At 58.8% G+C, this 25,775-nt stretch carries 22 protein-coding genes, 1 pseudogene and 1 riboswitch; of the genes and pseudogenes, 6 read left to right on the top strand and 17 right to left on the bottom strand.

Going from position 1 to position 25,775, the window contains the following annotated elements; genetic code table 11:
- Positions 1-16: 16 nt before the first annotated feature.
- Positions 17-119, bottom strand: a riboswitch (TPP riboswitch).
- A gap of 140 nt (positions 120-259) precedes the next feature.
- From DDD63_RS10470 to DDD63_RS10440, 7 genes are all read right to left on the bottom strand, one after another.
- On the bottom strand, positions 260-907 hold the full coding sequence (locus DDD63_RS10470) for a hypothetical protein (RefSeq protein ID WP_108716321.1): 648 nt from the start codon (positions 905-907) through the stop codon (positions 260-262).
- Positions 900-1,346 carry a hypothetical protein gene (locus DDD63_RS10465; protein ID WP_108716320.1) on the bottom strand — a complete coding sequence of 149 codons (447 nt, stop codon included), beginning with the start codon at positions 1,344-1,346 and terminating at the stop codon, positions 900-902. Before DDD63_RS10465 ends, DDD63_RS10470 begins: the two co-directional genes overlap by 8 nt.
- Positions 1,347-1,410: 64 nt before the next feature.
- Complete coding sequence (locus DDD63_RS10460; protein ID WP_108716319.1) at positions 1,411-1,851, bottom strand: hypothetical protein; 441 nt, start codon at positions 1,849-1,851, stop codon at positions 1,411-1,413.
- On the bottom strand, positions 1,848-2,447 hold the full coding sequence (locus tag DDD63_RS10455) for a hypothetical protein (protein ID WP_108716318.1): 600 nt from the start codon (positions 2,445-2,447) through the stop codon (positions 1,848-1,850). Before DDD63_RS10455 ends, DDD63_RS10460 begins: the two co-directional genes overlap by 4 nt.
- On the bottom strand, positions 2,440-2,889 hold the full coding sequence (locus tag DDD63_RS10450; RefSeq protein ID WP_108716317.1) for a DUF236 domain-containing protein: 450 nt from the start codon (positions 2,887-2,889) through the stop codon (positions 2,440-2,442). The genes DDD63_RS10455 and DDD63_RS10450 overlap by 8 nt, the downstream gene beginning before the upstream one ends.
- A gap of 64 nt (positions 2,890-2,953) precedes the next feature.
- Positions 2,954-3,382: a hypothetical protein gene (locus DDD63_RS10445; RefSeq protein WP_108716316.1), complete on the bottom strand. Its 429-nt coding sequence runs from the start codon at positions 3,380-3,382 to the stop codon at positions 2,954-2,956.
- A 13-nt stretch (positions 3,383-3,395) separates the two neighbouring features.
- Complete coding sequence (locus tag DDD63_RS10440; protein WP_108716315.1) at positions 3,396-4,850, bottom strand: hypothetical protein; 1,455 nt, start codon at positions 4,848-4,850, stop codon at positions 3,396-3,398.
- A 121-nt stretch (positions 4,851-4,971) separates the two neighbouring features.
- Here DDD63_RS10440 and pyrE point away from each other — a divergent pair, with 121 nt between their 5' ends.
- Together pyrE and DDD63_RS10430 are read left to right on the top strand one after the other, a co-directional pair.
- A complete protein-coding gene (gene pyrE, locus DDD63_RS10435) occupies positions 4,972-5,544 on the top strand; it encodes an orotate phosphoribosyltransferase (RefSeq protein WP_108716314.1) in 573 nt (190 codons plus the stop codon).
- Positions 5,545-5,671: 127 nt separating this feature from the next.
- Positions 5,672-6,310: a TrmH family RNA methyltransferase gene (locus DDD63_RS10430; RefSeq protein ID WP_240611494.1), complete on the top strand. Its 639-nt coding sequence runs from the start codon at positions 5,672-5,674 to the stop codon at positions 6,308-6,310.
- Between the two features lie 328 nt (positions 6,311-6,638).
- On the opposite strand, the gene DDD63_RS10425 is transcribed toward DDD63_RS10430, so the two are convergent.
- Both DDD63_RS10425 and DDD63_RS10420 read right to left on the bottom strand, forming a co-directional pair.
- Entirely contained in the window at positions 6,639-7,484 is an 846-nt protein-coding gene (locus tag DDD63_RS10425; RefSeq protein WP_108716312.1) for a Sir2 family NAD-dependent protein deacetylase, read from the bottom strand.
- Positions 7,481-7,756: a GNAT family N-acetyltransferase gene (locus DDD63_RS10420; protein ID WP_108716311.1), complete on the bottom strand. Its 276-nt coding sequence runs from the start codon at positions 7,754-7,756 to the stop codon at positions 7,481-7,483. The genes DDD63_RS10425 and DDD63_RS10420 overlap by 4 nt, the downstream gene beginning before the upstream one ends.
- 413 nt (positions 7,757-8,169) lie before the next feature.
- On the opposite strand from DDD63_RS10420, the gene fbaA reads away from it, so the two are divergent.
- Complete coding sequence (gene fbaA, locus DDD63_RS10415) at positions 8,170-9,198, top strand: class II fructose-bisphosphate aldolase (protein ID WP_108716310.1); 1,029 nt, start codon at positions 8,170-8,172, stop codon at positions 9,196-9,198.
- Positions 9,199-9,429: 231 nt separating this feature from the next.
- Here fbaA and DDD63_RS10410 read toward each other — a convergent pair whose 3' ends face one another.
- The 6 genes from DDD63_RS10410 to DDD63_RS10380 all read right to left on the bottom strand — a co-directional run bounded on the left by DDD63_RS10410 (position 9,430) and on the right by DDD63_RS10380 (position 17,544).
- On the bottom strand, positions 9,430-9,714 hold the full coding sequence (locus DDD63_RS10410; RefSeq protein WP_125482511.1) for a hypothetical protein: 285 nt from the start codon (positions 9,712-9,714) through the stop codon (positions 9,430-9,432).
- A gap of 766 nt (positions 9,715-10,480) precedes the next feature.
- The gene (locus tag DDD63_RS10405) at positions 10,481-11,119 is read right to left on the bottom strand and encodes a DUF624 domain-containing protein (RefSeq protein WP_108716308.1); all 639 of its coding nucleotides are present in this window, start codon (positions 11,117-11,119) and stop codon (positions 10,481-10,483) included.
- Positions 11,120-11,412: 293 nt separating this feature from the next.
- Complete coding sequence (locus DDD63_RS10400) at positions 11,413-12,264, bottom strand: carbohydrate ABC transporter permease (RefSeq protein WP_108716307.1); 852 nt, start codon at positions 12,262-12,264, stop codon at positions 11,413-11,415.
- Between the two features lie 59 nt (positions 12,265-12,323).
- Positions 12,324-13,169, bottom strand: a complete 846-nt coding sequence (locus DDD63_RS10395) for a sugar ABC transporter permease (RefSeq protein ID WP_108716306.1) — start codon at positions 13,167-13,169, stop codon at positions 12,324-12,326.
- 54 nt (positions 13,170-13,223) lie between these two features.
- On the bottom strand, positions 13,224-14,561 hold the full coding sequence (locus DDD63_RS10390) for an ABC transporter substrate-binding protein (protein ID WP_108716305.1): 1,338 nt from the start codon (positions 14,559-14,561) through the stop codon (positions 13,224-13,226).
- 616 nt (positions 14,562-15,177) lie between these two features.
- Positions 15,178-17,544, bottom strand: a complete 2,367-nt coding sequence (locus DDD63_RS10380) for a glycogen/starch/alpha-glucan phosphorylase (protein WP_108716303.1) — start codon at positions 17,542-17,544, stop codon at positions 15,178-15,180.
- Positions 17,545-17,945: 401 nt separating this feature from the next.
- On the opposite strand from DDD63_RS10380, the pseudogene DDD63_RS10375 reads away from it, so the two are divergent.
- Both DDD63_RS10375 and DDD63_RS10370 read left to right on the top strand, forming a co-directional pair.
- Positions 17,946-19,231, top strand: a pseudogene (locus DDD63_RS10375) (adenylosuccinate synthase).
- Between the two features lie 345 nt (positions 19,232-19,576).
- Entirely contained in the window at positions 19,577-20,329 is a 753-nt protein-coding gene (locus tag DDD63_RS10370) for an NAD(P)H-binding protein (RefSeq protein WP_108716302.1), read from the top strand.
- Between the two features lie 734 nt (positions 20,330-21,063).
- Here the strand turns inward: DDD63_RS10370 and DDD63_RS10365 are convergent.
- Both DDD63_RS10365 and DDD63_RS10360 read right to left on the bottom strand, forming a co-directional pair.
- Positions 21,064-22,143, bottom strand: coding sequence for a hypothetical protein (locus DDD63_RS10365; protein WP_108716301.1), 1,080 nt, complete (start codon positions 22,141-22,143; stop codon positions 21,064-21,066).
- A gap of 54 nt (positions 22,144-22,197) precedes the next feature.
- Entirely contained in the window at positions 22,198-23,118 is a 921-nt protein-coding gene (locus DDD63_RS10360) for a hypothetical protein (RefSeq protein WP_125482510.1), read from the bottom strand.
- A gap of 509 nt (positions 23,119-23,627) precedes the next feature.
- Between DDD63_RS10360 and DDD63_RS10355 the strand changes: the two genes are divergently transcribed.
- Complete coding sequence (locus tag DDD63_RS10355) at positions 23,628-25,499, top strand: phosphoenolpyruvate carboxykinase (GTP) (protein ID WP_108716299.1); 1,872 nt, start codon at positions 23,628-23,630, stop codon at positions 25,497-25,499.
- The last annotated feature ends 276 nt before the right edge of the window (positions 25,500-25,775 follow it).

Genomic DNA, 25,775 nt, shown 5'->3' with positions numbered 1-25,775 from the left:
ATGCACCCCCTATGGCGCGTCCCCTGAGATCGCTTCCTCCACCGGCATTACCCGGATCAGGTTCAACGGTCGGAGCAGTGCTCCCTCTCAGCCCGATCTGGGCTCCCGTGCGTCTTCGACCTTACCACGACTAGAGATCCCAGGCGACTACACCGCCCATCTGTCGCCTAGTATCGCCTCGGGGAGCGACTGCCCCTTATTGTTCGCGATGCTGGGGATTCCGATGATGACCCGGGATCCGGATGATGACCCGCACTTCTCAGTTGTTGCCACTTGGTTGTTGCGCAGGCTCTTCGATCGTTCGGGTTGTGGTGGGTGTGGTGGTTTCTTTTGGTGCAAACCGGGTGGGATCGGTGTTGCCTGCTGCAGCTACCGGTTTCATGAGGGGAGAGGGAGCCGTTCCGGTTTGTTGCGTCGTGGGTTGGTCGTCATCCGAGTCGGATTGCTTCTGGATCGGCAGCGGGATGCGAAGTTTCTTCGGGATGGCGAAGAAGATGCCGCAGGCGACGAAAGTCAGGGAGACGACGAGTGACTCGCGAGCGTCCCGTGCTGCTATGCAACCGTTAACCCACGCAGCATCAATCATCCCATCTGCCTCGCTATAGAGTTCGTCGGGTTGTGCATCAAGATAGTCCTGGCGGGCGTTGCCTGCCTCGCTGGTGAATCTCAGAACGGCGTTTGGGGAGCTGCCGAATCCCGGTTTGAAAACAGGGACGCAGTGGACGGTGGCGTCGGTGTAGGTGTCGTCGTGGAAGGTGGGTTCGTGTAGTGCGAGCCAGGCGATGCCATAGGTGGCGATGAAGAGGAAGAGGAAGCGGATGAATGTGCCGGTGATATGGTAGCGGGTGTCATTCATTGCTGGGTCAGATAGTGCCGATGTCTGTGTTGGAGTTTGTGGTTCAGACATGATGCCTCCATTCCGGAGTGGTGCGTGTGGGGCGAGGTTTTCGACGTGGCAGTGTGATGGTGACGCATCGCGTGAAAGGAATGGAGAGAGCAACGACGAGTGAGGCGGCGCCGGTGAAGAGGATGTCGATCCGCCTGTCCATGCGCGCGACATGACAGGCCGTGGGCCAAGATGCCTTTAGCATTTTTTGTATGTCGTCGCCATAGCTCATATCGTCGGCGTACTCATCGAAGGCGGTGAGGGTTTGTTCGTCGGGCTGGACCACGTTGCCTGGCACTGCGCCGAATGTTGGATAGATGATCGGAGCGCAATGCACACGCCCAATATTGCTGTCACGGAAGCTTGGCTTGGTTAGAGCCAACCATCCCAGGATAAACAGCGCGATTACTATCACAGCAATACGGACAACACGCCCGTTGAAAGAGACTTGTGGTCGCATGGCTCCTTTTCAGTGGAGTGGTTGTGCGTCTGTCGTGAAGGAAGTTGCTACAACTTGTTGCGGGTTAGGTGTCCTGTGACGGCTGCTCGCTATCGACGGTTTCTCCTTGGTCTCGATTGCCTGTGTTGCCCTTTTGTCTCGGCGGGATGGAAAAGAAGATGATGGTGGCGAGTAGGGAGGCGAGGATGATATGTGTTTGTCGGCTCATACGAGCGACTTCGCAGCCTTGGGCCCAGGTCTGTTTGAGGTCAACGTTGTTGATCGTCCGATTTCCGTCCCTCTGCGATTCTAGGTACTGGTTGTAAGCGCTAACCGAATCGTTGTCAAATTCCACAATCTCACCTGAACGTTGGCCGTATCCGGGGGAAACGACGGAGACACATTGGACCTTTACTTCGGCGTAGTAGTCGTAGAAGCTGGGATTGCTGAAGAGGAACCAGATGATATACAAAAGGGCTACGACGGCGAAGAAGGCCCGTGTGGTGTAGAAACGTCGCTTTTTCATGGCATGGTGTCGCTCTCCGTGGTTGCCGTGTTACTTGGTTTGGGTGCGAACCGGGCGGGGTCGGCTTTAGTTGATGGCTCGCTGTGTGTGGATGCGTTGCCGTGCCGTAGTGCCACGGTGTCGTCTTCCAAGGCGGGATGTCTTTGAATCGGCAGCGGGATACGGGCTTTCTTCGGGATCGCGAAGAAAACTCCGAGAGTAGCGGCCGTGAGAGCAACAATCAGCGCTTCCCGATTCTCACGCGCCGCGATGCAACCGTCACGCCAAGCTGCATTGAGCCTACCGCGCATGGCTGTGTACTCATCGTCCGGCTGTGCATCGAGGTAGTTACTACGGGCATTGGAGGAGTCAATATCATGCCTCCAAACGCCCGCATTCGTGGGGCCGAATCCTGCCTTCAAGACTGGGGTGCAATGCACGGTGGCTCCGGTGTAGGCCTTGTCGTGGAAGGCGGGCTCGTGTACCGCGAGCCAGCAGATGCCGTAGGTAGCGATGAAGAGGACGAGGAAGCGGATAAAGGTGGCGGTGATGTGGTAACGGGTATCGCTCGTCGAGGTGTTGGTAGGGGACGGTTCCGTGGTGTGTGGGTTAGACATGGTGCCTCCAGCCTGGGGTTGCCTGGCGTGTAGGTTGTGATTTTCGGTGGGGCAGGTTGACTGTTATTCGGTCACGGAAGGGGATGGAGAAGATAACGATAAGGCTTGCAGCGCTAAGGAAGAGTATTTCGATCCGCCGGTCCATACGCGCCGTATGACAGCTGGTTCTCCAGGTCCTGGTGAAGGATCTTCGCTCGGCCTCGTCAAGTTTCATCTCGTTGGCGTAGTTATCGAAGGCAGCGAGGGTTTGCTCCTCGGGTTGTGCGGTGTCTGGTACTGCGCCGAAGGTCGGGGCGATAATCGGGGCGCAGTGCACGGCCATGTTGAGGTCGCCGTCACGGAAGCTTGGTTTGGTCAGGGCCAACCATCCCAGGATAAACAGCGCGATTACTATCACAGCAATACGGACAACACGCCCGTTGAAAGAGACTTGTGGTCGCATGGCTCCTTTTCAGTGGAGTGGTTGTGCGTCTGTCGTGAAGGAAGTTGCTACAACTTGTTGCGGGTTAGGTGTCCTGTGACGGCTGCTCGCTATCGACGGTTTCTCCTTGGTCTCGATTGCCTGTGTTGCCCTTTTGTCTCGGCGGGATGGAAAAGAAGATGATGGTGGCGAGTAGGGAGGCGAGGATGATATGTGTTTGTCGGCTCATACGAGCGACTTCGCAGCCTTGGGCCCAGGCGATGTCGATGTCGTTTGGGTAGTAGCGAAGTGGTGAGTCGAGGTACTCACTGCGTGCTGCATAGGCTTCGTCATCAGGGGTGGCTAGGCCTCCGGTGCGGGTTTCGTAAATCGGTGCAGCAATTGCAGCGCAGGCGATTTTTGTTCGGGTGCGCGGATCCTGAAAGCTCGGATTGTCGAGAAGTAGCCAGCCGATGTAGGCAATCGCAATGACGGCGAAGAAGGCGCGGGTGGTGTAGAAACGTCGTTTTTTCACTGATATCTGCTCCTCAGAGTGCTTCATCCTGGCCGGGGCGTGGAGGGAATAGCTTTGAGCGGGATGTGTCCCAGGGGTCAAAGGTACGGTTTTCGATCTGATCCACGACTTCCTTAAGGCTGTCGCTGCTGGCGTTGTCCGTTTCTAAGATAAGATTCATCACTTTCTCAAGATTGATCTTGCCAAGTTGAACCTCTGCCGCGAGGTCGGAGAGAAGCTGCCGGAGCGTATAACTGAGATCGTCGAACTCGTGATTGGGGCCAGCCAGGCCCAAACCGACATTGGGATCCCGAATGGCTACGGAGGACATAATGATGAGGAACGCCTTCGATGAGGCATCCCGGAGATTGTCGGCCATTGTTGGCATATTTGTCGTAATGATCTCGTTGATGAGTCCGACATCGACTACGGCTTCTTTCTCGATATTGATGCCGTCAACGGTGGAAATCGGTGGCATAGTTAAATCATAGTTGCCATGATCGGTATGCATCTGTTCCATGTTCTTCGTGAGGCTGGTGGCGATTGCTTGTTCTCCACGTAGAACATCGTTGTTGATAGAGGTAAAAAGGCTCTTAACCCATGTTATACCTTCCTCGTAGGTTCTGACTCCTTCTGGCAACTTGTACTCTTTCTCGGGGATTTCGGAGACGGTGGCTAGTCCAATTGCGGATAATTCTGCGGCTGTGGCAACTCCACCGGACAGGAAGAGTGCTGCTGCTTTTGCAGCTCCTGCGGCGATCTTCAAAGTGATGTTGTCTTGCGCCGTTTGACATTGCGCAATCATGTCGAATGTCTCCGTAGCGTAAGCGACATTGTCAGCAACAGCAGTTCGGGTCTGTGAAATCACCTCGCGTTCGGAGGCCATGGCTGCGCCAAGAATAGTGGCGACTGCGTGTAGGTTACCGACGGTTGAGCCGAGTTTGTCAACGAACTTCTGTTTAAAGGCCCCGATGGCACCGCCGGACATGTTCTCGATCTTGCGCTCGATGGCATCGATATCGTCCGTGATTAAGCCACCGGGCACGAGGTTTCCTTTGCTAGTACTACCCGAGCTGGCAAGCATCCCCATCAACTTGCGGCAGTATTCAAGTTGCACGTCAAACCCGTCAAGCGATGGCAGATCGGTCCATGGTTCGAGGATCGAATCAATCGTCGCTCGAACCTCGTCAAACGCCCGGCCGAACTGATCGGGGTCAGACCAGAAATTGGCCGGATCTTCGTTGTACTCGCCACGGATGAAATTACGGTGATCCTCGCTGGATAGCGTACCTCCTCCGTCCCCGTGCTCGTTGGGTCGTGTCACGAAGTAATTTACCCCACGGTTCTCATACATTATGTATTCTGACGAACTAGGGTTGAGTGAAAAGTGACCTCCACCTTGTACAGTCCACACCATATAGGCATCAATCGCAGAGCGCTTGAGCTGCCCGATGAGCGTATCCAACTGTGAGTAGAACTGGTGTGTCATGCGTGTGATGCTACTACGTACTCGGACTCTTTGGGGGCTTGTTCACAGGAATTCCAGCGGCGCGTGACCGCTACGGCAACGTCTTGCCTGGTCAGCGTCCAGCACCCGCTAAGCTTGACCTGTGAATGATTCGCATCACAACAGACTTGTTGAGCTAGTTCAGGCCCTCGCGATCCAACACGGCACGTTCACGCTTGCCTCCGGTCGCACCTCCACCTACTACGTCGACATGCGGCGTGCCACGCTGCATCATGAGGCGGGTCCGCTGATCGGGCATGTCATGCTCGACATGTTGGAAGAAGCCGGTTTTGGCCCTGGCGAGGTGGACGCCGTCGGCGGATTGACCATGGGTGCCGATCCGGTGGCTATCGCCATCATGCACGCGGCCGCCGCACGCGGGCTGGACCTAGACGCCTTCGTCGTGCGTAAAGAGGCAAAAGACCACGGGATGCAGCGGCAAATTGAAGGGCCGGATATTGCCGGGCGCAACGTCGTCATTCTTGAAGACACGTCCACTACCGGCAGTTCTCCCATACATGCCCTGCACGCCGCTCGCGCTGCCGGGGCGAACGTGCTGGCCGTCGCCGTCGTCGTGGATCGGGCAACCGGCGCTAAAGAGCGAATCGAAGCTGAAGGTGTGCCATATCTTGCCGCTCTCAATCTCGCCGACCTCGGGCTTGACCCGCAGGCATAAGCAGGGCCTTATGAAGAACCGCAGCAGTTCGCCCGAACAACATGGTGGAAGCGAAGCATTGCCAGAGATAGAAGAAGCATTGCCGGCGGTAGAAGACGCAGCGGGTATCGATGGTGCGGTAGCAGCCATGGACAGTACCAACACCGCCACCCGGATGACGGAATCGCCGCGCGACGTCGGCGTCGGGCCGCTGCCGCAACCATGGCCGGACGATCCGCGCTTCGACCCGGAACTGATGGCGAATGGCGACCGCCGCAATGTCGAGGACCGGTTCCGCTACTGGAGCGTGCAGGCCATTCGCGAGGAGCTGGACCGCGACCGCAGCGCCCTCCACATCGCCATCGAGAACCTTGAACACGATCTCAATATCGGGTCGATTGTCCGTTCTGGTAATGCATTCAATGTGGGCGGTGTACACATCGTGGGGCGCCACCGGTGGAACCGTCGCGGAGCGCTTGTCACCGATCGGTACCTCGATATCCTGCACCACGCCGCTCCCGTCGATCTGGCGCAGTGGGCACGGGAGAATGACTACCACCTGGTCGCCGTCGACAATCCGCCAAACTCCACCGCGCTTGAGGAAACCCACCTGCCGGAGCGCTGCGTGTTGGTCTTCGGGCAGGAATCCACCGGGATCTCGGATGAACTCTTGGCCGTGTGCGAGCAGGCCGTGCGCATCAAGCAGTACGGTTCCACCCGTTCGCTTAACGTGGCAGCCGCCGCCGCAATCGCCATGCACTGGTGGGTGGTACAGCATCGAAGCTAGTGCGCAGGCCCGCAGATTCGTTACAGCAAGGACGCGGAGTGTTTCGTTACAGCAAGGGCCCGCAGATTCGTTACAGCAAGGACGCGGAGTGTTTCGTTACAGCAAGGGCGCGGAGTGTCCCGATCACTGTCGGTCGCCATGCGGTGTTGGCAGGGAGTTGGGCGATGCCGCAATACAGTTAGACCGTGAAGCTGCCAACGAATAACGCAGGTGGAGATTACCCGGTTCAATGCGCACCATGAATCGGAGGGGTGATGGAAGCGCGCCCGCCCGGGCGCTGCCGGTAGCTCACCACTGGCGAGAATCCACGACCTGGTCGCGAGAATGCTCAGCTCTCGATCCCGAGTAACAGCTCTGCCGTGCGTTGCAGTACTTCGGAAGCCCCCGCTTCGATCCGCAGGTCGGCCAGTGGGTCGGCCTGGGTGCCGCCGCGACTAATGATCGCAAGCGTTGATCCAGTGGCGAGTGCCTCCCGTACCACGAACATGCCGGTCATCACCACAAGTGAAGTTCCGACGACGAGTGCCACATCCGCCTCGCGGGCCATGTCCAGTGAGTCTTGCATCGCCTGGCCGGGCAGACTCTCCCCGAAGAACACCACCGCTGGTTTCAGTATGCCGCCGCAGCGCGGGCAGGGGGGAACGACGAACGTTGAGGCCTGCGCGGCCTCGCGGTCGGCACCGGCGAGGATTGCCGCATGGCGGGGGTCGGGATCCTCCGTGAGGCCGGGATTAAGGCGCCGCAACTCGACGTCGACGCGCTCGCGTGGAAACTCGGCCCCACAGCTAATACAGGTGACTCGAGTGAACGAGCCATGTAGTTCCGCAACTCTACGTGCCCCGGCTTTCTGGTGCAGGTTGTCCACATTTTGCGTGGCGACGCCGACGACGAGTCCCGCTTGTTCCAGCCGTGCCAGAGCGCGATGCCCGGCGGTGGGGGAAAGGGCGTCGACGGCGCGCCACGTCTCCTGATTGCGCTGCCACACCCAGCGGCGCCATACCGGATCGGAGGCGAAGTCATCAAAGTACACTGACGGTTGCTCGGTTGATCCTTTGCCGCGGTAATCGGGTAGGCCCGAGTCTGTGGAGAGTCCGGCTCCGGTGATTGCCACAGTCTTCTTCCCAGCGATCATCGCAGCGAGAGCCTGAGCCGCCTGCGTGATATCGCTGATCATTCCAGAACCTCGATTCCGGCGACGTCGTCGGGATGCTTGGCAATCCAGGCCGCGGCGAAGGAGCAGGTTGGCCGCACGGCTCGGCCCGTGGTACGCGCCTGTTCAATGGCACGGCGCACCAGGGCTGAACCGACGCCTCGGCCCCCGAAAGCTGGGTCGGTGATCGTATGGGGAAGGGTGAGGGTGGCGCCGTCGTCGTCGACGTCGATGAACCCGGCTACCTGGCCGTCGATAATCGCCTCGAAGCCGCGCTCGGAATCTCGTATTTCCATAGTGCCAGCGTAGCGCGGTGCAGCCTGGCAGGTGGTGGAGAAAACATTTCGGAACGGAGGGTGGAAGTACGCCTTGTGTCGAGGAAGTGGGGCTGAAGGTGTCGGTGGGGTCGGTAGAAGATGTAAGTGGGGACAGCGGGAAGATAGTGGTTGGCCGACCCCTCGGTGGCTGGCGGAAGTGTGAGAGGCCCACTACCACGCAGACAGAAGTCGGCCGTCTGCCGGACGTGTATGGAGTCGCGCCGTTCAAGGGGAAGCCGCAGGATGGAAGATCCTTCTCCTCGGACGCGTATGGAGCTGGTTGTGTTGTGGCTCTCAATGTGGGCACAAATACCGGGGCCTTTTGGGGTACTTTCTGTCGGAACGAAGTGAGAGAATAGGAGAGTCCAGGAAATTACTAAAGGAGAGTTCTCGTGCCTATCGCAACTCCTGAGATTTACAACGAGATGCTTGACCGCGCCAAGGCGGGCAAGTTCGCATACCCGGCGATTAACGTGACGTCGTCGCAGACGCTCACCGCTGCACTGCGCGGTTTCGCCGAAGCTGAGTCGGATGGCATCATCCAGGTTTCGGTTGGCGGCGCCGAGTACGCCTCCGGCTCCACTATTAAAGACCGCGTTGCCGGTTCACTTTCGCTTGCCGCATATGCGCGTGAGGTTGCCAAGAACTACCCGGTGACGGTTGCCCTGCATACCGATCACTGCGCCAAGCAGAACATCGATTCGTGGATCCGCCCGATCATGGAGCTGGAGGCCGAAGAGGTCAAAGCCGGTCGCCTGCCCTTCTTCCAGTCCCACATGTGGGATGGCTCTGCAGTGCCGCTGGATGAGAACCTTGAGATCGCGAAGGAGCTGCTCGCATTGTCGCAGGCGGCCAACACGATTCTTGAGATCGAAATCGGCGTTGTCGGCGGCGAAGAGGACGGCATCGTTGGTGAGATCAACGAGAAGCTGTACACCACCACGGAGGATGCACTGAAGACGGTCAAGGCCCTCGGCGTTGGTGAGAATGGTCGCTACCTGACGGCTCTGACCTTCGGTAACGTTCACGGCGTGTATAAGCCGGGCCATGTCAAGCTTCGTCCGGACATCCTTGGCACCATCCAGGAAGAAGTCGCCGCAGAGATCGGCTGGAAGGATAACCGCCCCTTCGACCTCGTCATGCATGGCGGCTCCGGCTCCACCGCTGAGGAAATCGCCACCGCAGTGGCGAACGGCGTCATCAAGATGAACGTTGACACGGACACGCAGTACGCCTTCACCCGCCCGGTTGTGGACCACATGTTCCGCAACTACGACGGCGTCCTCAAGATCGACGGCGAGGTCGGTACCAAGAAGCTGTACGATCCGCGTTCGTGGGGTAAGGCTGCCGAAGCCGGCATGGCCGCGCGTGTTGTCGAGGCGTGCGAGCGCCTTGGCTCCGTCGGCACCAAGATGGCCTGATAGGGCTGAACCGAAGAAGCGCTGGCCGGGCATCCGCAATGGGTGCCCGGCTTTTCGTATGCAGGGCTGTTGAGGTGACCGGCATAGGATGCGTGTCCAAATCCCGTCCAAACGGAAAAGAGCCGAACGGCACACCAGCCAAAATCCGCATGATTCCGCCATTCTTTAAAATGAATTAATCCAGATTAGCGCCGTTTGGACGGGATTTGGACAGTCGCAGAGGTAGGGCCTTCAACGCCTCCGGGTCTTTTGCTCGGCACGGGCGATCCGGCGCTCCTCGCGTTCAAGAAGTGCAAAAGTCTTTGTGTCTAGCGGGATATCCAACGGAATGTCCTCTTTTTGAATTGCGACCAGGCTGCTGACCGTTGCGCCATGAGATTCGCGAGCGTGCACGATAAGTGACATCGCTTGCCGGGAGAAACGCTGTACGTTGACACTGCCATGTTCTACATTGGCCTGAAAACATTTCGCAGGAAGGAATGTGGCTGCTGCCTGAATTGTCGAGGTCCGGCGCACTGGCGTCGGCGTGGCCTGGCGCACTGGCCGCATCCCGTGTTGCCAAGAGGATGTGGTGTATTTGAACCTTCTCGCGAACGCCTGGGATCAACTCCCAGGGAAGGAACTCGCCGTCGCCGAGCCAGAAGCTCAAACGGCTGCCGCCACGCCGCAGGGCGAGTGCGTGCCAGGGTGATGCATGACGCTGTAGTGCCGACTCGACCTGCTGGTTCACTTCGCGTCGCGTAGCGCCAGCTCAGCAACGCGTAAACCAGCGACGGTATCTAGATCCGCGACCGTCATTCGTGCCCGGGCGTCCAGTAGTGGCCCCGTCCAGAGATTGAAACGAGCGTCGCCTGAGTCGCACATAGCATGACCTTCTAGATTCGCATTGGATGCCGACGGCTACTAGATTCTAGTCTCGCATTCTGGGGCCAAACGGCCAGTCTCCGGAAATCGAGGGCATGATCCGGGCAACTCGGGCTGAAGTTACTGGGCCGGGTTCTCCGGGCTTTTGCTTGTTTTCCGGGTTATTCGCGGAAATTGGTGGAAATCCCGGAGAAGGGGGCGGCGTGGACGGGGATCACAGGTTCCATGGTTGCTGGTGGAACACCCGGAGAACGGGAGTGGGATGGACGAGGATCACGGGTTTCACAGCTGCTAGTGGAAAACCCGGAAAACGGGAGTGGGTCGAGCGTGGCGAGGTGTGGAGAGGCAGGCACGGCAGGCGCGAAACGACAGGCGGAAAACGGCCAGTCAGGTTTTTGGGAGGGGAATCGTGCAAAAGCTACTCGCGTGCGGCAGCGCGCAGACGATTGATCACGGGAAGCTCGATGAGTGCGATCAGGTACGCAATGAATGCAACTCCCAACAGAATCATGAACCACGCGAGTGGAGCCCGCGCAGCCGACACGTAGAACCCCAGTACTACTGGTGCGGCAAGCAGGCCGAGCGTCAGGATCGTACGCCCCAGATGCCCAACCGCCAGCAACGCCGCGTTGCCCACATGGCCAACAACCGTGTTCTCGAAGAAGGCCACTAGCGGGATCAGCCAGGTAAGCAGTGCCACCAGAAATACGACTCCGGCGATGAGCAGGCCCGTCAGCGCTCCAGATGCGCCGGGGCTCGCCATGCCGCCAAGCAATCTATTCTCTAGCCAGAGGAGGAAAAGCAAGATCGTGATCGGCAGCCACCATCCGAGGGACTGTATGAGATTTCTACGGAATGATCGCCACCAGCTCCTGGCAATCAACCCATCCTCGTCGCGCGCCATATCCATTGTGACCCGCGCGCAGGCGGTTAAAGACGCCCCGGCGGTGATGACCGGTAGACAGCCCAGCAGTGTCAGAAGATTGATAACAACGAGGTCCGTCGCCGCGGTCAGGGCTCGGTAGAACGATGAGTCAGGCCCTAGCCACTGTGCCATTTACTTCTCCTTCTCACGAGCTGTGAATGCCGGTCGGGTCGCCGGGTGGGTGATGCCCGATTTGTCCCTCATCTCACCAGCTGTGCATGCCGACCGGATTGTACCCAATCTGTCCCGCATTCTCCTGGGCTGTGCCGCTGTGGACTCGTTCCACATGGGCGTAAGCCATGGTGCTACGACGGGAATAGCGACCGGGCGCGGCCTGGGGAAGGACCTGCGTGACTTCGTTACCCCATGGCAGCACCCGGCCGCGGCTTTGCCGACCCCTTGACAGCATCCGGTCGCGGCTTTGTCTACCCCTTGACCGCACCCGCGGCGACGCCCTCGATGATGTACTTCTGGGCGGAGAGGTAAAAGATAACGATGGGCACGATAGCGAGAACCAACATCGCCATCTGCGCACCCATGTCGCGGTTGCCGTTCGAACCTATAAGAGACTGAATGACGATGGGGATAGTCCGGTAGTTCTCGTCTTGCCCGATTACCAGATTCGGGAGCAAGTAGTCGTTCCACACCCACATTGCGTTAAGAATGGCAACCGTAATCGCGGTGGGTTTGAGAAGTGGCAATACCACGCGGAAGTAATTCTGTAGTGGCGAGCAGCCATCTATGAAGGCTGCCTCTTCGATCTCTAGTGGGATTGACCGAACGAAACCTGAGAAGAGGAATACCGACAGTCCAGCCCCGAAGCCGAGGTAGAGGACGATCATCCCCCAAGGGGTTGCGAGGCCGAGGGCGTCCGCGATCTTCACGGTTGGAAACATGACCATCTGGAAGGGTGCGATCATGGAGAAGGCGAACATGTAGTAGAGCAGAGACGTCCACCAGGTTTTCACTCGGGTGATGTAGTAGGCGGTCATCGCGCAGAAGAAGACGATCACAATCACCGAGCACACTGTAATGAACAGTGACCAGCCAATAGCGCGCAGGAAGCCATTGAGTTGGAGGCCGGTTTCGTAGTTCGTCACTCCGGCGAAGCTGTCACCAGTGGGGATGCTGAACGGATCAGCTGAGATGAACAACTTGTTTTTGAACGAGTTGATGAGGATGAAGGCCAGCGGAACAAGATAGACGAGTGCGAGGAAGCTCAGTACGATGACGGCAACCACGCGTCCGGGTGTCGTCTTCGGACGAGTATTCGGCATGTTTAGTTTGCCATCCGACGCGGCGGGGAAGTCTGTCGACGTCGCTACTACAGCGGTACTCACTGATCCACCTCCCTGGAACGTGTGGCGCGCAGTTGCAACAGCGCAATGACCGAGACGATCAGGAAGAAGATCACGGCCTTGGCCTGCGCAATCCCTTCCTGGGAGACTTTGTCATACATGGTGGAGACGATGTTCAAAGCGGCCATTTGGGTTTTCTGTAAAGGAGCACCGCTGGTCAGCGCCAAGTTCTGGTCATACATCTTGAAGGTGTTGGCCAGCGTGAGAAACAGGCAGATAGTCACGGAGGGCATAACCATGGGGATCGTGACAGAGCGCAGTTTCTGCCACCCGGAAGCTCCATCGATCTCGGCCGCTTCGAGTAGCTCCGGCGGCACATTCTGCAGCCCCGCAATGTAGATGATCATCATGTAGCCCATTAGCTGCCAGTTGATTAGCATGACGAGGCCCGCGAAGCCGAGCTTCCAGTCATTGAACAGAGTCATTTCCCAACGACTCAGGATGGCGTTGAGCATTGCCTGCCAGGTGTAGCCGAGTACGATGCCGCCGATCAGGTTCGGCATGAAGAAGATGGTACGGAAGAAATTCGTACCGCGGAGCTTCTTCGTGAGCATGTAAGCAAGTACGAAGGCCCCGATATTGACCGTGATGATGGAAACAATCGAGATGAGCGCGGTGAACAGCAGCGCGTAGGCGAAGTTCTGCCCGTCGGAGAAGGCCTTTTGGTAGTTCTCAATTCCTACCCACTGGGCGTTCGTGAGGGTGGTGAACTTCGTGAAGGAGAGATAGAGGCCGATGAAAAACGGGGCAAGGAACGCGATCAAGAACGCGATCAATGTAGGCGCCGTGAAATGTGCTGAGTAAATTCGGAGAGTTCTCGTCATGGCTTAACCTCTCGTCCGGGCACCGATGCACGACCGGTGCCCGGACGGCTATGACTAGCTATTTTTCTGCTTCTCGGAGGTCCACGCGCTGGTGAAGTACTCCATCACATCCGACCATTCCTCCTGGCCGGTTGCGTACTGCGAGAGGTGCTGACCGAGCTGGTTCTTGAAGTCCTGGCTCGGGAAAACAGTAAAGACCCAGGTAACGTTGTACAGGTCGTCGTTGTTCATGTACTCGACGACTTCCTTGCCGAGCGGGTCCTCGGGGGCTAGATCTTCAAAAGTGTCGAAGGGTGCGATGAAGCCGAGCTTCTCGGAGACAAGTTTCGTGCCATCCTCAGAGGTGAAGAGCCAGTTTGCGAAGTCAATGGCAGCTTGCTGGTCTGCCTCCGATGCCTGCGAATTCACGGCGAGGAAGTTTTCGGTGCCAATAGCGAGACCGGCTTCTTCTTCACCGTCGACTCCCATGTAAATCGGTAGGAAGTGGATGTCTTCTTCCTTGACGGTGTTGCCTTCCACCTCGGAGATCTGGCTCCAAGCCCAGTTGCCGTTTTGTACCATGGCGGCCTTCCCGAGCGCAAACTCGGACATTGAATCAGTGACGAGTTTGGCGGGCGCCTGGGATGCGGAGATCGTCGAGTCCGTTAGATAGAGATCGAAGATATCCTTGTAGTTGTCGCCGTAGGTCATCTCGACCGTGTCGGTATCGGCAAGATCTTTATCGCGCAATTCGTAGTAGACAGGATAGTTGGCGAGATGGGTCTGCCAGCGCCACTCCTCGCCCGGTGACAGCGACGTCGACGCGAACACGCCGTCGATTCCGAGTTCATCCTTCTTGGATTGCATGTCATCCGCGACAGCCTTGAGGGTGTCGAAGTTGTTGATGTCATCCATGGACGTGGCGACCGCACCGTCAGTCTGGAAGTACTGCTGCATGATGGCATCGTTGTAGATGATGCCATAACCTTCGGTTGCGAACGGTACACCGTAGATCTTGCCGTCTTCACCGGTCACCGCCATTGAAGGGTCGGAAAGATGCTTCGCAAAATCCGTGTCAGTCAGATCGAGCGTGTAGTCCTTCCACGTCTCATAGCCGACGGGTCCATTGATATTGAACAACGTCGGTGCATCTGACTTCGCCAGTTCGGTCTTCAGGGTCGGCTGGTAGTCGCCAGAGGCTGCGGTGACAATCTTGACTTTGACACCAGTCTCTTTTTCGTAGGCGGCTGCAACCTCTTTCCAAGCGTCTTCAGATTCTGGCTTGAAGTTAAGGTAGTAGACGGATGCCTCTCCGTCATCACTTGAATCATCACTGCTGCTGCAACCCGCCGCTCCGGCAAGTGCCAGTGCGGCAATGCTGCCGAGTGCTGCGTATGTTCTAAAGCGACGCATACGTAATGCCCTCCTTTGGACACGGTCACGACGATGTTGTGGCCGTCACCGGGTTATGTTTATGCCCGAGGCCGTGGCTCGGGCGTGTGCACATACATTCCTACCACAGTCTTGCAGTGTTTGTGAAAAACGTTGCAGAACTGTTATGTGCGGTACTGTTGTGAATGCGGAAGTGGAGTAGGCCTGGTGCGCATCAGTCGCGTTGCGGAGATTGTGAAAGCGCATGTGACGTGTGTGGGAGGAAAGGGTGCCTCTACCGGGCTTTGAGCTTCCGGACGACGCCGTTGCTTGCGTCAGCAGGACCTGATCGCACAACTCGTACACGATCCCCGTACAAGCAAAGTGACCCGTACAAGCAAAGTGACCCGTACAAGCAAAGTGACCCATGCAAGCCAAGTGACCCATACAAGCAAGCTGATGGTCGCGCCTGTGAGCTGGGTTCAGACAGGTGCCCTGCGGCAGATGTCTGAACACATGCGCCTTCCCGCAAATGCAAGTGTGCCCCCTTCAGCGGGGGCACACTTAGTGACAACATATCCGTATCGGAGCCCAGCGTGACTTTTGAAACCGGGTGCACGGCGCAGCCGGGCCCAGCACCTTACCGATCTTCGTCCACTCAGATGGCCTGCCGGTCCAGCTTCCACACTTCGGTGGCGTAGTCGTTGATCGTCCGGTCGGAGGAGAAACGGCCAGACATGCAGATATTGACCCAGCACTTGCGCGCCCAGCTCGTCTGGTCGCGGTAGCCCTCGGCCATGCGGTCCTTCGCCTCGCGATACGCGGCGAAGTCTCCCAGCACGTAATAGATATCCGCGGCCTCCCAGGAGCTGCCGTCAAGGAGTGTACCGAGGAGATCGTGGAACTCGCCGGTTCCGTCGTCGTTCAAGGTGCCATCGACGAAGGTATCCAAGGCGCGCTTGAGGCCGGGAACCGTCTCGTACGCCTCACGCGGCTGGTAGTGCTGGCGCAGCGTGGGCAGCTCGTCCTCCGTAGCACCGAAGATGTAGGCATTCTCCGGTCCGACAGCGTCGAGAATCTCCACATTCGCGCCGTCCAGCGTGCCAAGGGTCAAGGCACCGTTCATCATGAACTTCATATTCGATGTACCGGATGCCTCTTTGCCAGCCATCGAAATCTGCTCAGAGATATCGGCCGCAGGAATGATGTGTTCGGCGGGGGATACGTTGTAGTTCTCCACGAAAACGACGTTGAGCTTTCCAGCCATATCCGGGTCAGAGTTCACGAGCCGGGCGACCTCGTTGATGAGCTTGATAATCGCCTTGGCGCGCCGGTAACCGGGTGCCGCCTTGGCGCCGAAAATGAACACGCGTGCCGGGGTATCTAGTTGCGGGTCATCCTTGAGGCGGAAGTAGAGATCGAGGATGTAAATGGCGTTGAGTACCTGACGCTTGTACTCGTGCAGACGCTTGATTTGCACATCGTAAATCGCATCCACCGGGATATCGACGCCCTGCCGGTTCTTGATCCACGCGGCGAAATCCGCCTTGTTGGCCTGCTTGATGGCCATGAGTTCGCCGAGGATGGCGTCGTCGGCCTTCTCGACCAGCATTGCCAACTCATCCAGGTCGGTCACCCAGCTGTCGGAGCCGACCACGCGTGTCAAAAGGCCAGCGAGGCGCGGGTTGCAGTTGTTCAACCAGCGGCGTTGGGTCACGCCGTTGGTCTTGTTGTTGAACTTCTCGGGCCAGATCTCATACCAGTCATGGAGCGTGTCGCGCTTGAGGATTTCCGTGTGCAACGCCGCCACACCATTGATGGAGAAAGAGGCGTAGCAGGCAATCCATGCCATGTGAACACGTCCGTCCGAAAGTGGTGCCATGTAGTTGATCTTGCCGTCGTCGTAACCCAGCCCGGCCAGTTCCGCGCGGAAGCGGCGGTCGATTTCGGCGACAATCTCCAAGACACGCGGGAAGAGCTGCTGGAAGATAGAAACCTCCCAGGATTCGAGGGCTTCCGCCAGAACCGTGTGGTTCGTGTACGCGAAGGTCTCCTGGACAATCTTCCAGGCATCATCCCAGGTCATGCCATGATCGTCCAGCAGCAGGCGCATCAACTCGGGGATGGCGAGTACCGGGTGCGTGTCGTTCAACTGCACCGCGTTGAACTTACCGAAGTCCTTGAGATCCTCGCCGTGCGTGCGCTGGTAGTTGTCGATCATTGTCTGCAAGGATGCCGACACGAAGAAGTACTGTTGCCGCACGCGTAGCACCTTGCCTTCATACGTGGTGTCGTTCGGATAGAGGACACGGCACAGATCGGCTACGCGCTCGCGCTCCACAATGGCATCGGTGAATCGTTGCGAATTGAAGGCGTCGTAATCGAACTCCTCGATCGGCTCGGACTTCCACAGGCGCAAGGTGTTGACGTTACGAGTTCCGAATCCGGTGATCGGCATGTCATAAGGGACTGCCCTCACATGCATGTCTGAGAAGTGCACGTACTTGGCTTGTTCGGCGCGGCGGATGACGAAAGGGTTGCCCTGTTCCATCCACGGGTCCGGATGCTCGGTCTGGAAGCCGTTGTCAATGGTTTGCTTGAACAGGCCATAGCGGTAGAGGATGCCGTAGCCGGTTACTGGGAGGTTCAATGTGGCGCAGGAATCGAGGAAGCAGGCGGCGAGTCGGCCGAGGCCGCCATTACCCAGAGCGGCATCCGGTTCGGCCTCCAGCACGTCGGAGAGATTCTGCCCGTAGGCGGCGAGAGCCTGCTCGGCGTCCTCGACCAGGCCGAGGTTGGTCAGATTGTTCAGGAGGGCGCGGCCCATCAGGAATTCGGCCGAGAAATACGCGGCCTGCCGCGCGGGAGCATAGGCTGCCTGTGTCGCGTGCCAGTTATCGGCAAGCTTTTCGACGACGAGCTCCGATAGGCCGGTCCAGAACTCGCGCGGGATCGAGTTGCGCGTGGTGGTGCCGGAGACGGAGCGGACGAAGGCGCCCAAAGATCGCGTCAGGTCTGTTGACATTGCTGATTCTCCTTGCGAAAAAAGTTTCAGCGCTAGCGTAGCGGACGACGGCGGAAATTGCTTGTTTCAGGCACAAATCTCACGCGGACACGCTGTGGTACCGCTCCCAACTCGTAGCGCATAGACACCGGCACCTCGCTCGATAGCGGGCATGCACCTCGCTGCCAGGCAGGCGCCGACCAAAGGTCGAATGCCTGAAATCATGCGATTTTGAATGCGAAACCGCCGGTTCCCAGCTCGGACCGAACGGAAAGAACCCGTCCAGCATATAACGTCACCTGTGTTTTGTAAGACTCATGGCTATGCTGAGACGGTAGTACCAGCTCTACGGGGAGGGCCGATGCCGACCGCGTAGGCGGCCCCGTCCGTGGCGCTGAACAAGTTCCGTGAAGGAGAGGCGAATGCCCGCGATAATCATCCTCGGTGCGCAATGGGGCGACGAGGGCAAGGGAAAGGCGACCGATCAGCTGGGAGCACGTGCAGACTACGTTGTGAAGTACAACGGCGGTAACAATGCCGGGCATACTGTAGTGATTGGCGAGAACACCTTTGCGCTGCATTTGCTTCCCTCTGGCATTCTCTCGCCGGGGTGTGTGCCGGTGATCGGCAACGGGGTCGTCGTCGATCTGGACGTGCTGTTCCAAGAGGTCGACGAACTGGAGGCGCGCGGAATTGACACCTCACGCCTGCGTATTTCTGCCAACGCGCATATCATCACGCCCTACGGGCGTGCACTTGATCGCCTTTCCGAGCGTTCGCTTGGCTCCCGCAAGATAGGGACGACCGGGCGTGGCATCGGCCCCAGCTATGCGGATAAGGCTTCTCGTGTGGGAATTCGGATCCAGGACCTCTTCGACGAGTCCATTTTGCGGCAGAAGATCAGCAGCGCCCTGACATCGAAGAACGGCATGCTGACAAAAGTCTATGGGGAGGAGGCCGTTGACGCGCAGGCCGTGGCAGACCAGTTGCTCGAATACACCGAGCGGATCAGGCCGATGGTCGCGGATACCTCGTTGGAGATCAACCAGGCGCTTGATGCGGGAAAGACGGTGGTGTTCGAGGGTGGACAGTCCACCATGCTTGACATCGATCATGGCACATACCCCTATGTCACATCGTCCAATGCGACTGCGGGTGGTGCCTGCACCGGAAGCGGCGTCGGCCCGACGCGTATCAGCCGCGTCGTGGGCATTGTGAAGGCGTACGTGACGCGGGTGGGAGAAGGGCCGTTCCCCACCGAGCTTCTGGACGATGCGGGGCGGTGGTTGCGCGAGCACGGTGGCGAGTACGGTGTAACAACCGGGAGGCCGCGGCGTTGTGGATGGTATGACGCGCCGGTGGCACGCTACTCCAGCCGCATCAATGGACTCACGGACCTTGTGTTGACGAAGCTTGATGTGCTTGGGGCCTGGAGACGATCCCGGTTTGCGTGGCATACATGATCGAGGGGAAGCGCGTTGACGAGGTTCCGGTATCGCAGTCGGATTTCCACCACGCCCAGCCCGTCTACGAGCATTTGCCCGGCTGGCACGACGATATTTCCGGTTGCAGAACGTTCGACGAGCTGCCGGAGGCGGCAAGGAACTATGTGTTGTATCTGGAGGAGATCTCCGGTTGTCGCATCAGTGTGATCGGCGTGGGCGCAGACCGTGAGCAGACCATCGTGCGTCGCGACCTACTACAATAGTCCAGGACCTGCTGCAAGAGGGCCACAGGAAATGGTTCGAGCAGAACGCCGTTGAGCATCGGCGGCACGCACGGGACCGATAAGCAATGTGTGAGGCTGATGGGCGCTCGGCACCATACCGGTGGGCATTCAGTTGGAGACCGGCAGGCGATCCGCGCTGTGCCACGATTTCGGCCAAACCATGCAACAGCAGTGCATGGCTCAAGTGAGTCTCGCGGCGTTAGCCTTGGCAGGCGGGTGGTACGTGCTTGGGAACTCGGCACCTGGTGCCAGCGCCTCGCCGACACGGCGGGGCCGAGTCGGTGCCCTACTCCCACGTTCGTTACAACCAGTTGAGGAGCTGCAATGACCACGGTTCTCGTTATTGGTGCCACGGGGAAGGTCGGGCGAGCGGTCGTCAACGAAGCCTTACAGCGTGGCTTCACCGTGCGCGCTCAAACTCGCAATGCCAAGCGCGCCCAACGATCATTGCCCGCCAACGCGGAAGTGGTGGAGGCGTTGCCGACGTCGGCAGATGAGCTCCGACCGCTCGTCGCCGGGGTAGATGCGGTTGTTCTTACACATGGCGGCGACAGTGATGGTGAGAACAACTTTTACGCAGTGATTCCAGCGTTACTGGAAGCGTTAGACGGCAGCGACACTCATATCAGCCTCATGACGCTTATGAATGCCAGCCGTTCAGCCGGGGCCGCAGCGTCGAGTTATGACTTCATCGAGTGGAAGCGCCGTGCCGAGCGGCTGGTTCGCGCCTCTGGCCATCCATACACGATTGTTCGCCCCGGATGGTTTGACTATCAGGGTCCAGCCGATCACCAGATTGATCTGCGCCAGGGGGATCTCGTTACCGGACAGCCGGGAGTTGATCGCCATCACATCGCGCAGGTTCTATTGGAAGGGGCGGTGAATCCGTCCGGTGCACGGCGCACGGTCGAAATATTCAGCAAGTCCGGTGCTCCGGTGACGGACTTCGAGGCGCTGTTCGCGACGACGACGGCGGACCCCGACGGCGCGTTGGACGGTACCCTCGATACACACAATGTGCCCTTGGCTGAGGAACCGGAGCGGGTCCAGATGGACATTGCCCGTTTCACACGCTGACGTGGAGCGCGCTGCCCGCGGCCGAGGGTCGTTACGATAATCGAGGAACTCATTCGCCGCGTCAGTGCTGCCCGCAGCCGTTCGGAACTTGTTTTCCGGCGGTCTCTACCCTTCTCCGCACCTTCCCGGGGTCTTCGCAGCGCTGCGTGGTGACGTTCTCCTGCCCGCGATGGCCGCCAGTTCGCTCTGCGGGAGTCTCGATGATGGGCAATGACAGGAACATGTCCAAATCCCGTCCAAACGACTGAAAACTTGATTGGCTCCATTTAAGAACCGGCGGAATCTCGCTGATTTTGTCTCGCGACTAGATTGGATAGATCTTGTTTGGACGGGATTTGGACACGCCGCGTAGAGGCGCCCAACTAACTGAAGACTGGTTATGCGGCTCCTAGACGCCACCCGAAACAACACCAAATGATCTATAACTGAAATGGCGCGAAGTGTCCTACAAGATACAGGTGTGCCCCGAGAACGAACTCGGGGCACACCTGTACAAGACGAACGCTCTATGCCGTGGGATGGAAGGCGCTTGACAATGGCCCAGGTACCATTGCTCACCGCCCCTGTGGGCCACCGCAGACAAGCACACCCGCGTCTTATCGACGGACAGGTTCCAACGCCGTGCCTGCGGGCCGACGGGACGTAGAAACAACTCCCATGCATCCGATGCAGGTTGCTTCCCGTGCCCGTGGGCCGAGGCGCGTAGTGTCCGAGCAGGGCCCCGGGGGCTGACGTCATTGCCTGGGCATTTGTCCGCCCGCCCGGCCGCCATTTTGTGGCGGGTAGATGTTCTGCCCGTAAGTCGGCGGTTGGTTGTAGCCCTGTGCCTGGGTTGCCTGGCCAGAAGCCTGCGCCTGTTGGCCGTAGCCCTGCGTGGGCTGGCCGTAAGCCTGGGTTGGTTGCCCGTAGCCGGTGGCACCACTGGCCTGCCCGTAAGGGGGATTGGCACCGTGCGCCGCTTGGACTGCTCCTGGACCCGGCTGGCCGTAGCCATAGGGCGAGCCACCCGGAGTTCCCGGGCCGCTTGGATAATCGCCCTGGTTGCCGGGGCCGCCCTTCTTTCGTGTAGCGAGGAAGATACCGCCGCCAGCAAGAGCCATAGCACCCACGGCGATCAGCACCCAGGCCCACACCGGGAAGCCCGAATCACTTTCGTCTTCCGTTGCGGGCGGCTCAATCGGACTCGGTACAGTCGGGTCCGCCGTGGTGATAGATGGTGTGGTGGAATTTGAGGGTGTGTTGCTGGGGTCTGCGCTTGCCGACGAACTCAAGGAGCCTTTTCCGCCAGTCACGGAGAAACCCGTTTCCAACACGGAGATATCCGTATAGACGGCAGTGTTGCCTTCAATTTGCCCACCATTGTCAGCCTCGGTGATGTCTCCCGGTAACACAACCCGCAATGAGAATGTGGTATTCCCCAGTAGGTCGGCGTCGTCTCCGACATCGGGCATCAGGCCCGGGGTGACGTTGAAGGTCATGCTGTCACCGTTGTCAACGAGGAAGATGCCGTCGAACTCGACCGGTTCTTCCGTTGTCAGGCGGCAGCCTGGGTGCCCGTCAACCGTGATGTCCTCAACTGTTGCATCCTGTAAACCTTTAGCTGCGTCTCCGGCTATGGCGATGAAGCTGGCACAATCCTCCACCGCTGTACCGAGGATCAAGCCCTCGTCGTCGACAACATCCATCGTCATCTTGAGCATGCCGTCGTCGGTAATCTCGAGGGTATTCTCTGATCGGCAGGCGCCAAGCAAAACGGCAGGTAGAAGCATGGCGAGAGCAGCGAAGCGCGCCTTCGGATACGTGTCTTGTTTCATGGTTCCTCTCTGCTCGTATCTGAATTAGGGCACTGGCCCCGCTGAATTGGACCACTAGTTTCGGGGTGGGTTGTACGGAGTAGTGCCCGCCGCCGGTCCACCGTATCCTTGGCCGGGCATCCCCTGATCGGGTGTCGGATACTGTGGCTGTTGCGCCGAGGAACCGGGCTGGACTGGATAGCTCGGATACGGGGCGGCCTGTTCAGCAGTATTCGTTGGTTGCCCCGGGTAAGGCTGCCCGTATGGCTGTCCTGCCACTCCCGCGTTACCCGGATAGGCGGGAGTGCCTGGCTGCGGGCCGTTTCCCGTCTTGTTCTTTCCGCGGCGAATCGCGAAGAGTACGATTCCAACGATCAGCAAGACGCCGACCGCGATGACAATCCATCCCCACACCGGGAAGCCGGAAGACGCCTTCTGCCCGGCGGTTTTGTATCCGGTAGCAGAGATCCCTTCGAGGAAGTCGTCATAGGAGTGCCATGTGACAGTGTTTCCCTCAATTGTTGCACCATCTGAGGCTTCTATCACATCGCCAGGGAAGGTGACCGTCGCGGTGAAATCTAGAGATCCAATGCCTACTTCATCAAGGTCGAATGCGCTTTCAAACATCGATCCCTCAGCTTTAGACACCTCAAAAGTGAAGGTATCGCCATTGTCGGTCACATAGGTGCTTGACAAAAGTGCAGAGTCCTCGAACGTCATGCGGCAGCCAAAGGCTCCGGCGGAGCCCGCATCCTCGACGGACATGGTGCCGAACAGTTGCATTTGGGGCTCGGATTCCACGTATCCTTTCAGGTCATCGCAGGTTAAACCGTCTTGTATCAAGCCTTCGTCGTCAACGAACTCGAAGGCCGTGGTAAGGTCACCGTCTTCGGAGATAGTGAAGCCGAGATCGCCTTGACAACCAGCCAAGGCAAGCCCAGCAGTAAGTGCTGTAAACATAGTGATCCGGCGCATGCGCCGATGGTTATGCGTCATAAAGAGGAGAATACACGCATGGGAAAGCGCTGGGAATCCTCAATTGTGCGTCGTGCTTCACCTCTGGGGACCGTAATGGCACCTGTGGACCCGTTTCGGCTCGCGTGAAACCAGGTGTGGACTTCCCCGGCCACACCGGAGATAGCCGCGAATCAGTCGCGGATCCTTATCGGCGAAAGTACCTGGTCAGAGAGGGAACTCGCAGCGCATCGCAGTAGGTCGGGCGTTGGAGGGGTATCTACCGGCAATCGGTCGAATAGGTGTGTGCAGGCGATCATGCGCCGCTGGAGCAAACTGGAGCAAATGTGGCCCCTATCGCATTCCATTGGGCAGAAGGTGAGGAGAGTGGCAACTTCTCGCCTTTTGTGACGGGCTGGACACATTGTTTGGGCCACGTCCGGGACGTAATTCATGGATAACAGCCAGTTATTTCGGAGACAATAGGAGATGTTCGCGCCGCGGCGCCGAGCTTGCGGCGTACACATCGCTCTTTTAAGGAAGGAAACGCGATGACGTCTGACAAGACTTATTCCGTCGAGGAGGTCCGGGCCGGAGCTCCTTCGGAGGCTCCCGATGACCTCGTTGCCTGGGTGGTGGAGCAGGCTAATCTTTCGAAGCCTGATTCGATCTACTGGGTCGATGGTTCCCAAGAAGAATGGGACCGACTGACCAGTGAAATGGTTGATTCGGGCATGTTTATCCGTTTGAACCCGGAGAAGCGCCCCAACTCGTTCTTGGCTCGTTCACTGCCATCGGACGTGGCGCGCGTCGAGTCACGCACGTTCATCTGCTCGGAGAAGGAAGAAGATGCCGGCCCGACGAATCACTGGGCCGAGCCGAGCGAGATGAAGGCCACGCTGCATGAGAAGTTCGACGGCGCTATGCGCGGCCGCACGATGTACGTGATCCCCTTCTCCATGGGTCCGGTGGGAGGCCCGATCTCCCAGCTGGGCATCGAGCTGACCGACTCCCCGTACGTGGTATGCAATATGCGCATCATGACCCGTATGGGCTCCGCCGCCCTCAAGCTCATCGGCGAGGGTCAGACCTGGGTTCCCTCCGTTCACTCCGTCGGCTACCCGCTGCGCGACGCCGACGGGACCACCCGCGAGGACGTGGCGTGGCCGTGCAACGACGAGAAGTACATCACGCACTTCCCGGAGACCAACGAGATCTGGTCCTACGGGTCCGGTTACGGTGGCAACGCACTGCTGGGCAAGAAGTGTTTCGCACTGCGTATCGCTTCGACCATGGCGCGCCGCGACGGCTGGATGGCGGAGCACATGCTCATCCTTCGCCTTACGGAGGAAAGCACCGGTCGCCAGTTCCATGTGACCGCCGCCTTCCCGTCTGCTTGCGGCAAGACGAACCTCGCCATGCTGCAGCCGACCATTCCGGGCTACAAGGTGGAGACCATCGGAGATGACATCGCCTGGATGCGTCCCGGCCCGGATGGCACCCTGCGCGCCATCAACCCGGAGGCAGGCTTCTTCGGAGTTGCCCCCGGCACCGCCTACACCACCAACCCGATGGCCATGGACACCATGAAGTCCAACACCATTTTCACGAATGTCGCGCTAACGGACGACGGTGACGTGTGGTGGGAGGGTATCGACGGCGAACAGCCGGAGCACCTCATTGACTGGCAGGGCAACGACTTCACTCCGGCGGATACCGCCGCTGGCAAGAAGGCGGCTCACCCGAATAGCCGTTTCACCACGCCGGCGTCGCAGTGCCCGATCATCTGCCCGGATTGGGAGGCTCCGGAGGGTGTTCCGATTGATGCCATCCTCTTCGGTGGTCGCCGCGCTACCAACGTGCCGTTGGTAGCCGAGCAGTACGAGGCAGCTCACGGCGTGTTCATCGGCGCCTCAGTGGCCTCTGAAGTCACTGCTGCGGCAACTGACGTGAAGGCTGGCTCGCTTCGCCATGACCCCTTCGCCATGCTGCCCTTCTGCGGCTACCACATGGCCGATTACTGGGGCCACTGGCTGGAGATGCAGGAGAAGCTGGGCGACAAGTTCCCGAAGGTGTACCAGGTCAACTGGTTCCGTAAGGACGCCGACGGCAAGTTCCTGTGGCCGGGCTTCGGCGAGAACTCGCGCGTGCTCGATTGGATCGTTCGCCGCGCTGCCGGCGACGTCGATGCTATCGACGGCGTGACCGGCCGTTACCCGAACTTCGAAGACTTCAACCTCGATGGTCTCGGCATTGACAAGGATGGGTGGGATCAACTGTTCGCCATCGATCCGGACGCCTGGGCGGCCGAGATGGATGGAACAGAGGAGTACTTCGAGCAGTTCGGAGATAAGGTTCCGGCTGCAGTTGTCGCGCAGCTTGCAAAGTTCCGCGAGCGGATCGCAGCTGCGAAGCAGAACTGACTCGCTTCGTTATGAACGCGTGGCCCCGGCGTTGTACAACGCCGGGGCCACCGGCTTTTGGAGAGGCTGTGGTCGTAAGAGCGCGGAGGAATGCCTAACATGCCTGCGCCTAGCCTGGGCGGAACGGCCGTGATTGTGCGGGCGCCTTGTTCGCCCCAGCTCGCAGCGAAGGCAGGCAACGGACACTCCGCAATAGTGCCGGTGCCTCCCCTTTTGGTATTGGGCGTGGGTCGGTTAGGGGAAATTCGGCGATCACGCCGGTGCCTCAGCCCGGCG

The sequence above is a fragment of the Actinobaculum sp. 313 genome, from assembly GCF_003073475.1.
Taxonomy (GTDB): domain Bacteria; phylum Actinomycetota; class Actinomycetes; order Actinomycetales; family Actinomycetaceae; genus Asp313.
The sequence above is the reverse complement of the archived record's forward strand: the minus strand, read 5'-3'. Positions and strand labels throughout refer to the sequence as shown.

Coding starts and splice junctions, on each gene's coding strand:
- DDD63_RS10470 (WP_108716321.1), bottom strand. CDS start 907: ATGTCTGAACCACAAACTCCAACACAGACATCGGCACTATCTGACCCA.
- DDD63_RS10465 (WP_108716320.1), bottom strand. CDS start 1,346: ATGCGACCACAAGTCTCTTTCAACGGGCGTGTTGTCCGTATTGCTGTG.
- DDD63_RS10460 (WP_108716319.1), bottom strand. CDS start 1,851: ATGAAAAAGCGACGTTTCTACACCACACGGGCCTTCTTCGCCGTCGTA.
- DDD63_RS10455 (WP_108716318.1), bottom strand. CDS start 2,447: ATGTCTAACCCACACACCACGGAACCGTCCCCTACCAACACCTCGACG.
- DDD63_RS10450 (WP_108716317.1), bottom strand. CDS start 2,889: ATGCGACCACAAGTCTCTTTCAACGGGCGTGTTGTCCGTATTGCTGTG.
- DDD63_RS10440 (WP_108716315.1), bottom strand. CDS start 4,850: ATGACACACCAGTTCTACTCACAGTTGGATACGCTCATCGGGCAGCTC.
- DDD63_RS10430 (WP_240611494.1), top strand. CDS start 5,672: ATGGACAGTACCAACACCGCCACCCGGATGACGGAATCGCCGCGCGAC.
- DDD63_RS10425 (WP_108716312.1), bottom strand. CDS start 7,484: ATGATCAGCGATATCACGCAGGCGGCTCAGGCTCTCGCTGCGATGATC.
- DDD63_RS10420 (WP_108716311.1), bottom strand. CDS start 7,756: ATGGAAATACGAGATTCCGAGCGCGGCTTCGAGGCGATTATCGACGGC.
- DDD63_RS10405 (WP_108716308.1), bottom strand. CDS start 11,119: ATGGCACAGTGGCTAGGGCCTGACTCATCGTTCTACCGAGCCCTGACC.
- DDD63_RS10400 (WP_108716307.1), bottom strand. CDS start 12,264: ATGCCGAATACTCGTCCGAAGACGACACCCGGACGCGTGGTTGCCGTC.
- DDD63_RS10395 (WP_108716306.1), bottom strand. CDS start 13,169: ATGACGAGAACTCTCCGAATTTACTCAGCACATTTCACGGCGCCTACA.
- DDD63_RS10390 (WP_108716305.1), bottom strand. CDS start 14,561: ATGCGTCGCTTTAGAACATACGCAGCACTCGGCAGCATTGCCGCACTG.
- DDD63_RS10380 (WP_108716303.1), bottom strand. CDS start 17,544: ATGTCAACAGACCTGACGCGATCTTTGGGCGCCTTCGTCCGCTCCGTC.
- DDD63_RS10370 (WP_108716302.1), top strand. CDS start 19,577: ATGACCACGGTTCTCGTTATTGGTGCCACGGGGAAGGTCGGGCGAGCG.
- DDD63_RS10365 (WP_108716301.1), bottom strand. CDS start 22,143: ATGAAACAAGACACGTATCCGAAGGCGCGCTTCGCTGCTCTCGCCATG.
- DDD63_RS10360 (WP_125482510.1), bottom strand. CDS start 23,118: ATGACGCATAACCATCGGCGCATGCGCCGGATCACTATGTTTACAGCA.
- DDD63_RS10355 (WP_108716299.1), top strand. CDS start 23,628: ATGACGTCTGACAAGACTTATTCCGTCGAGGAGGTCCGGGCCGGAGCT.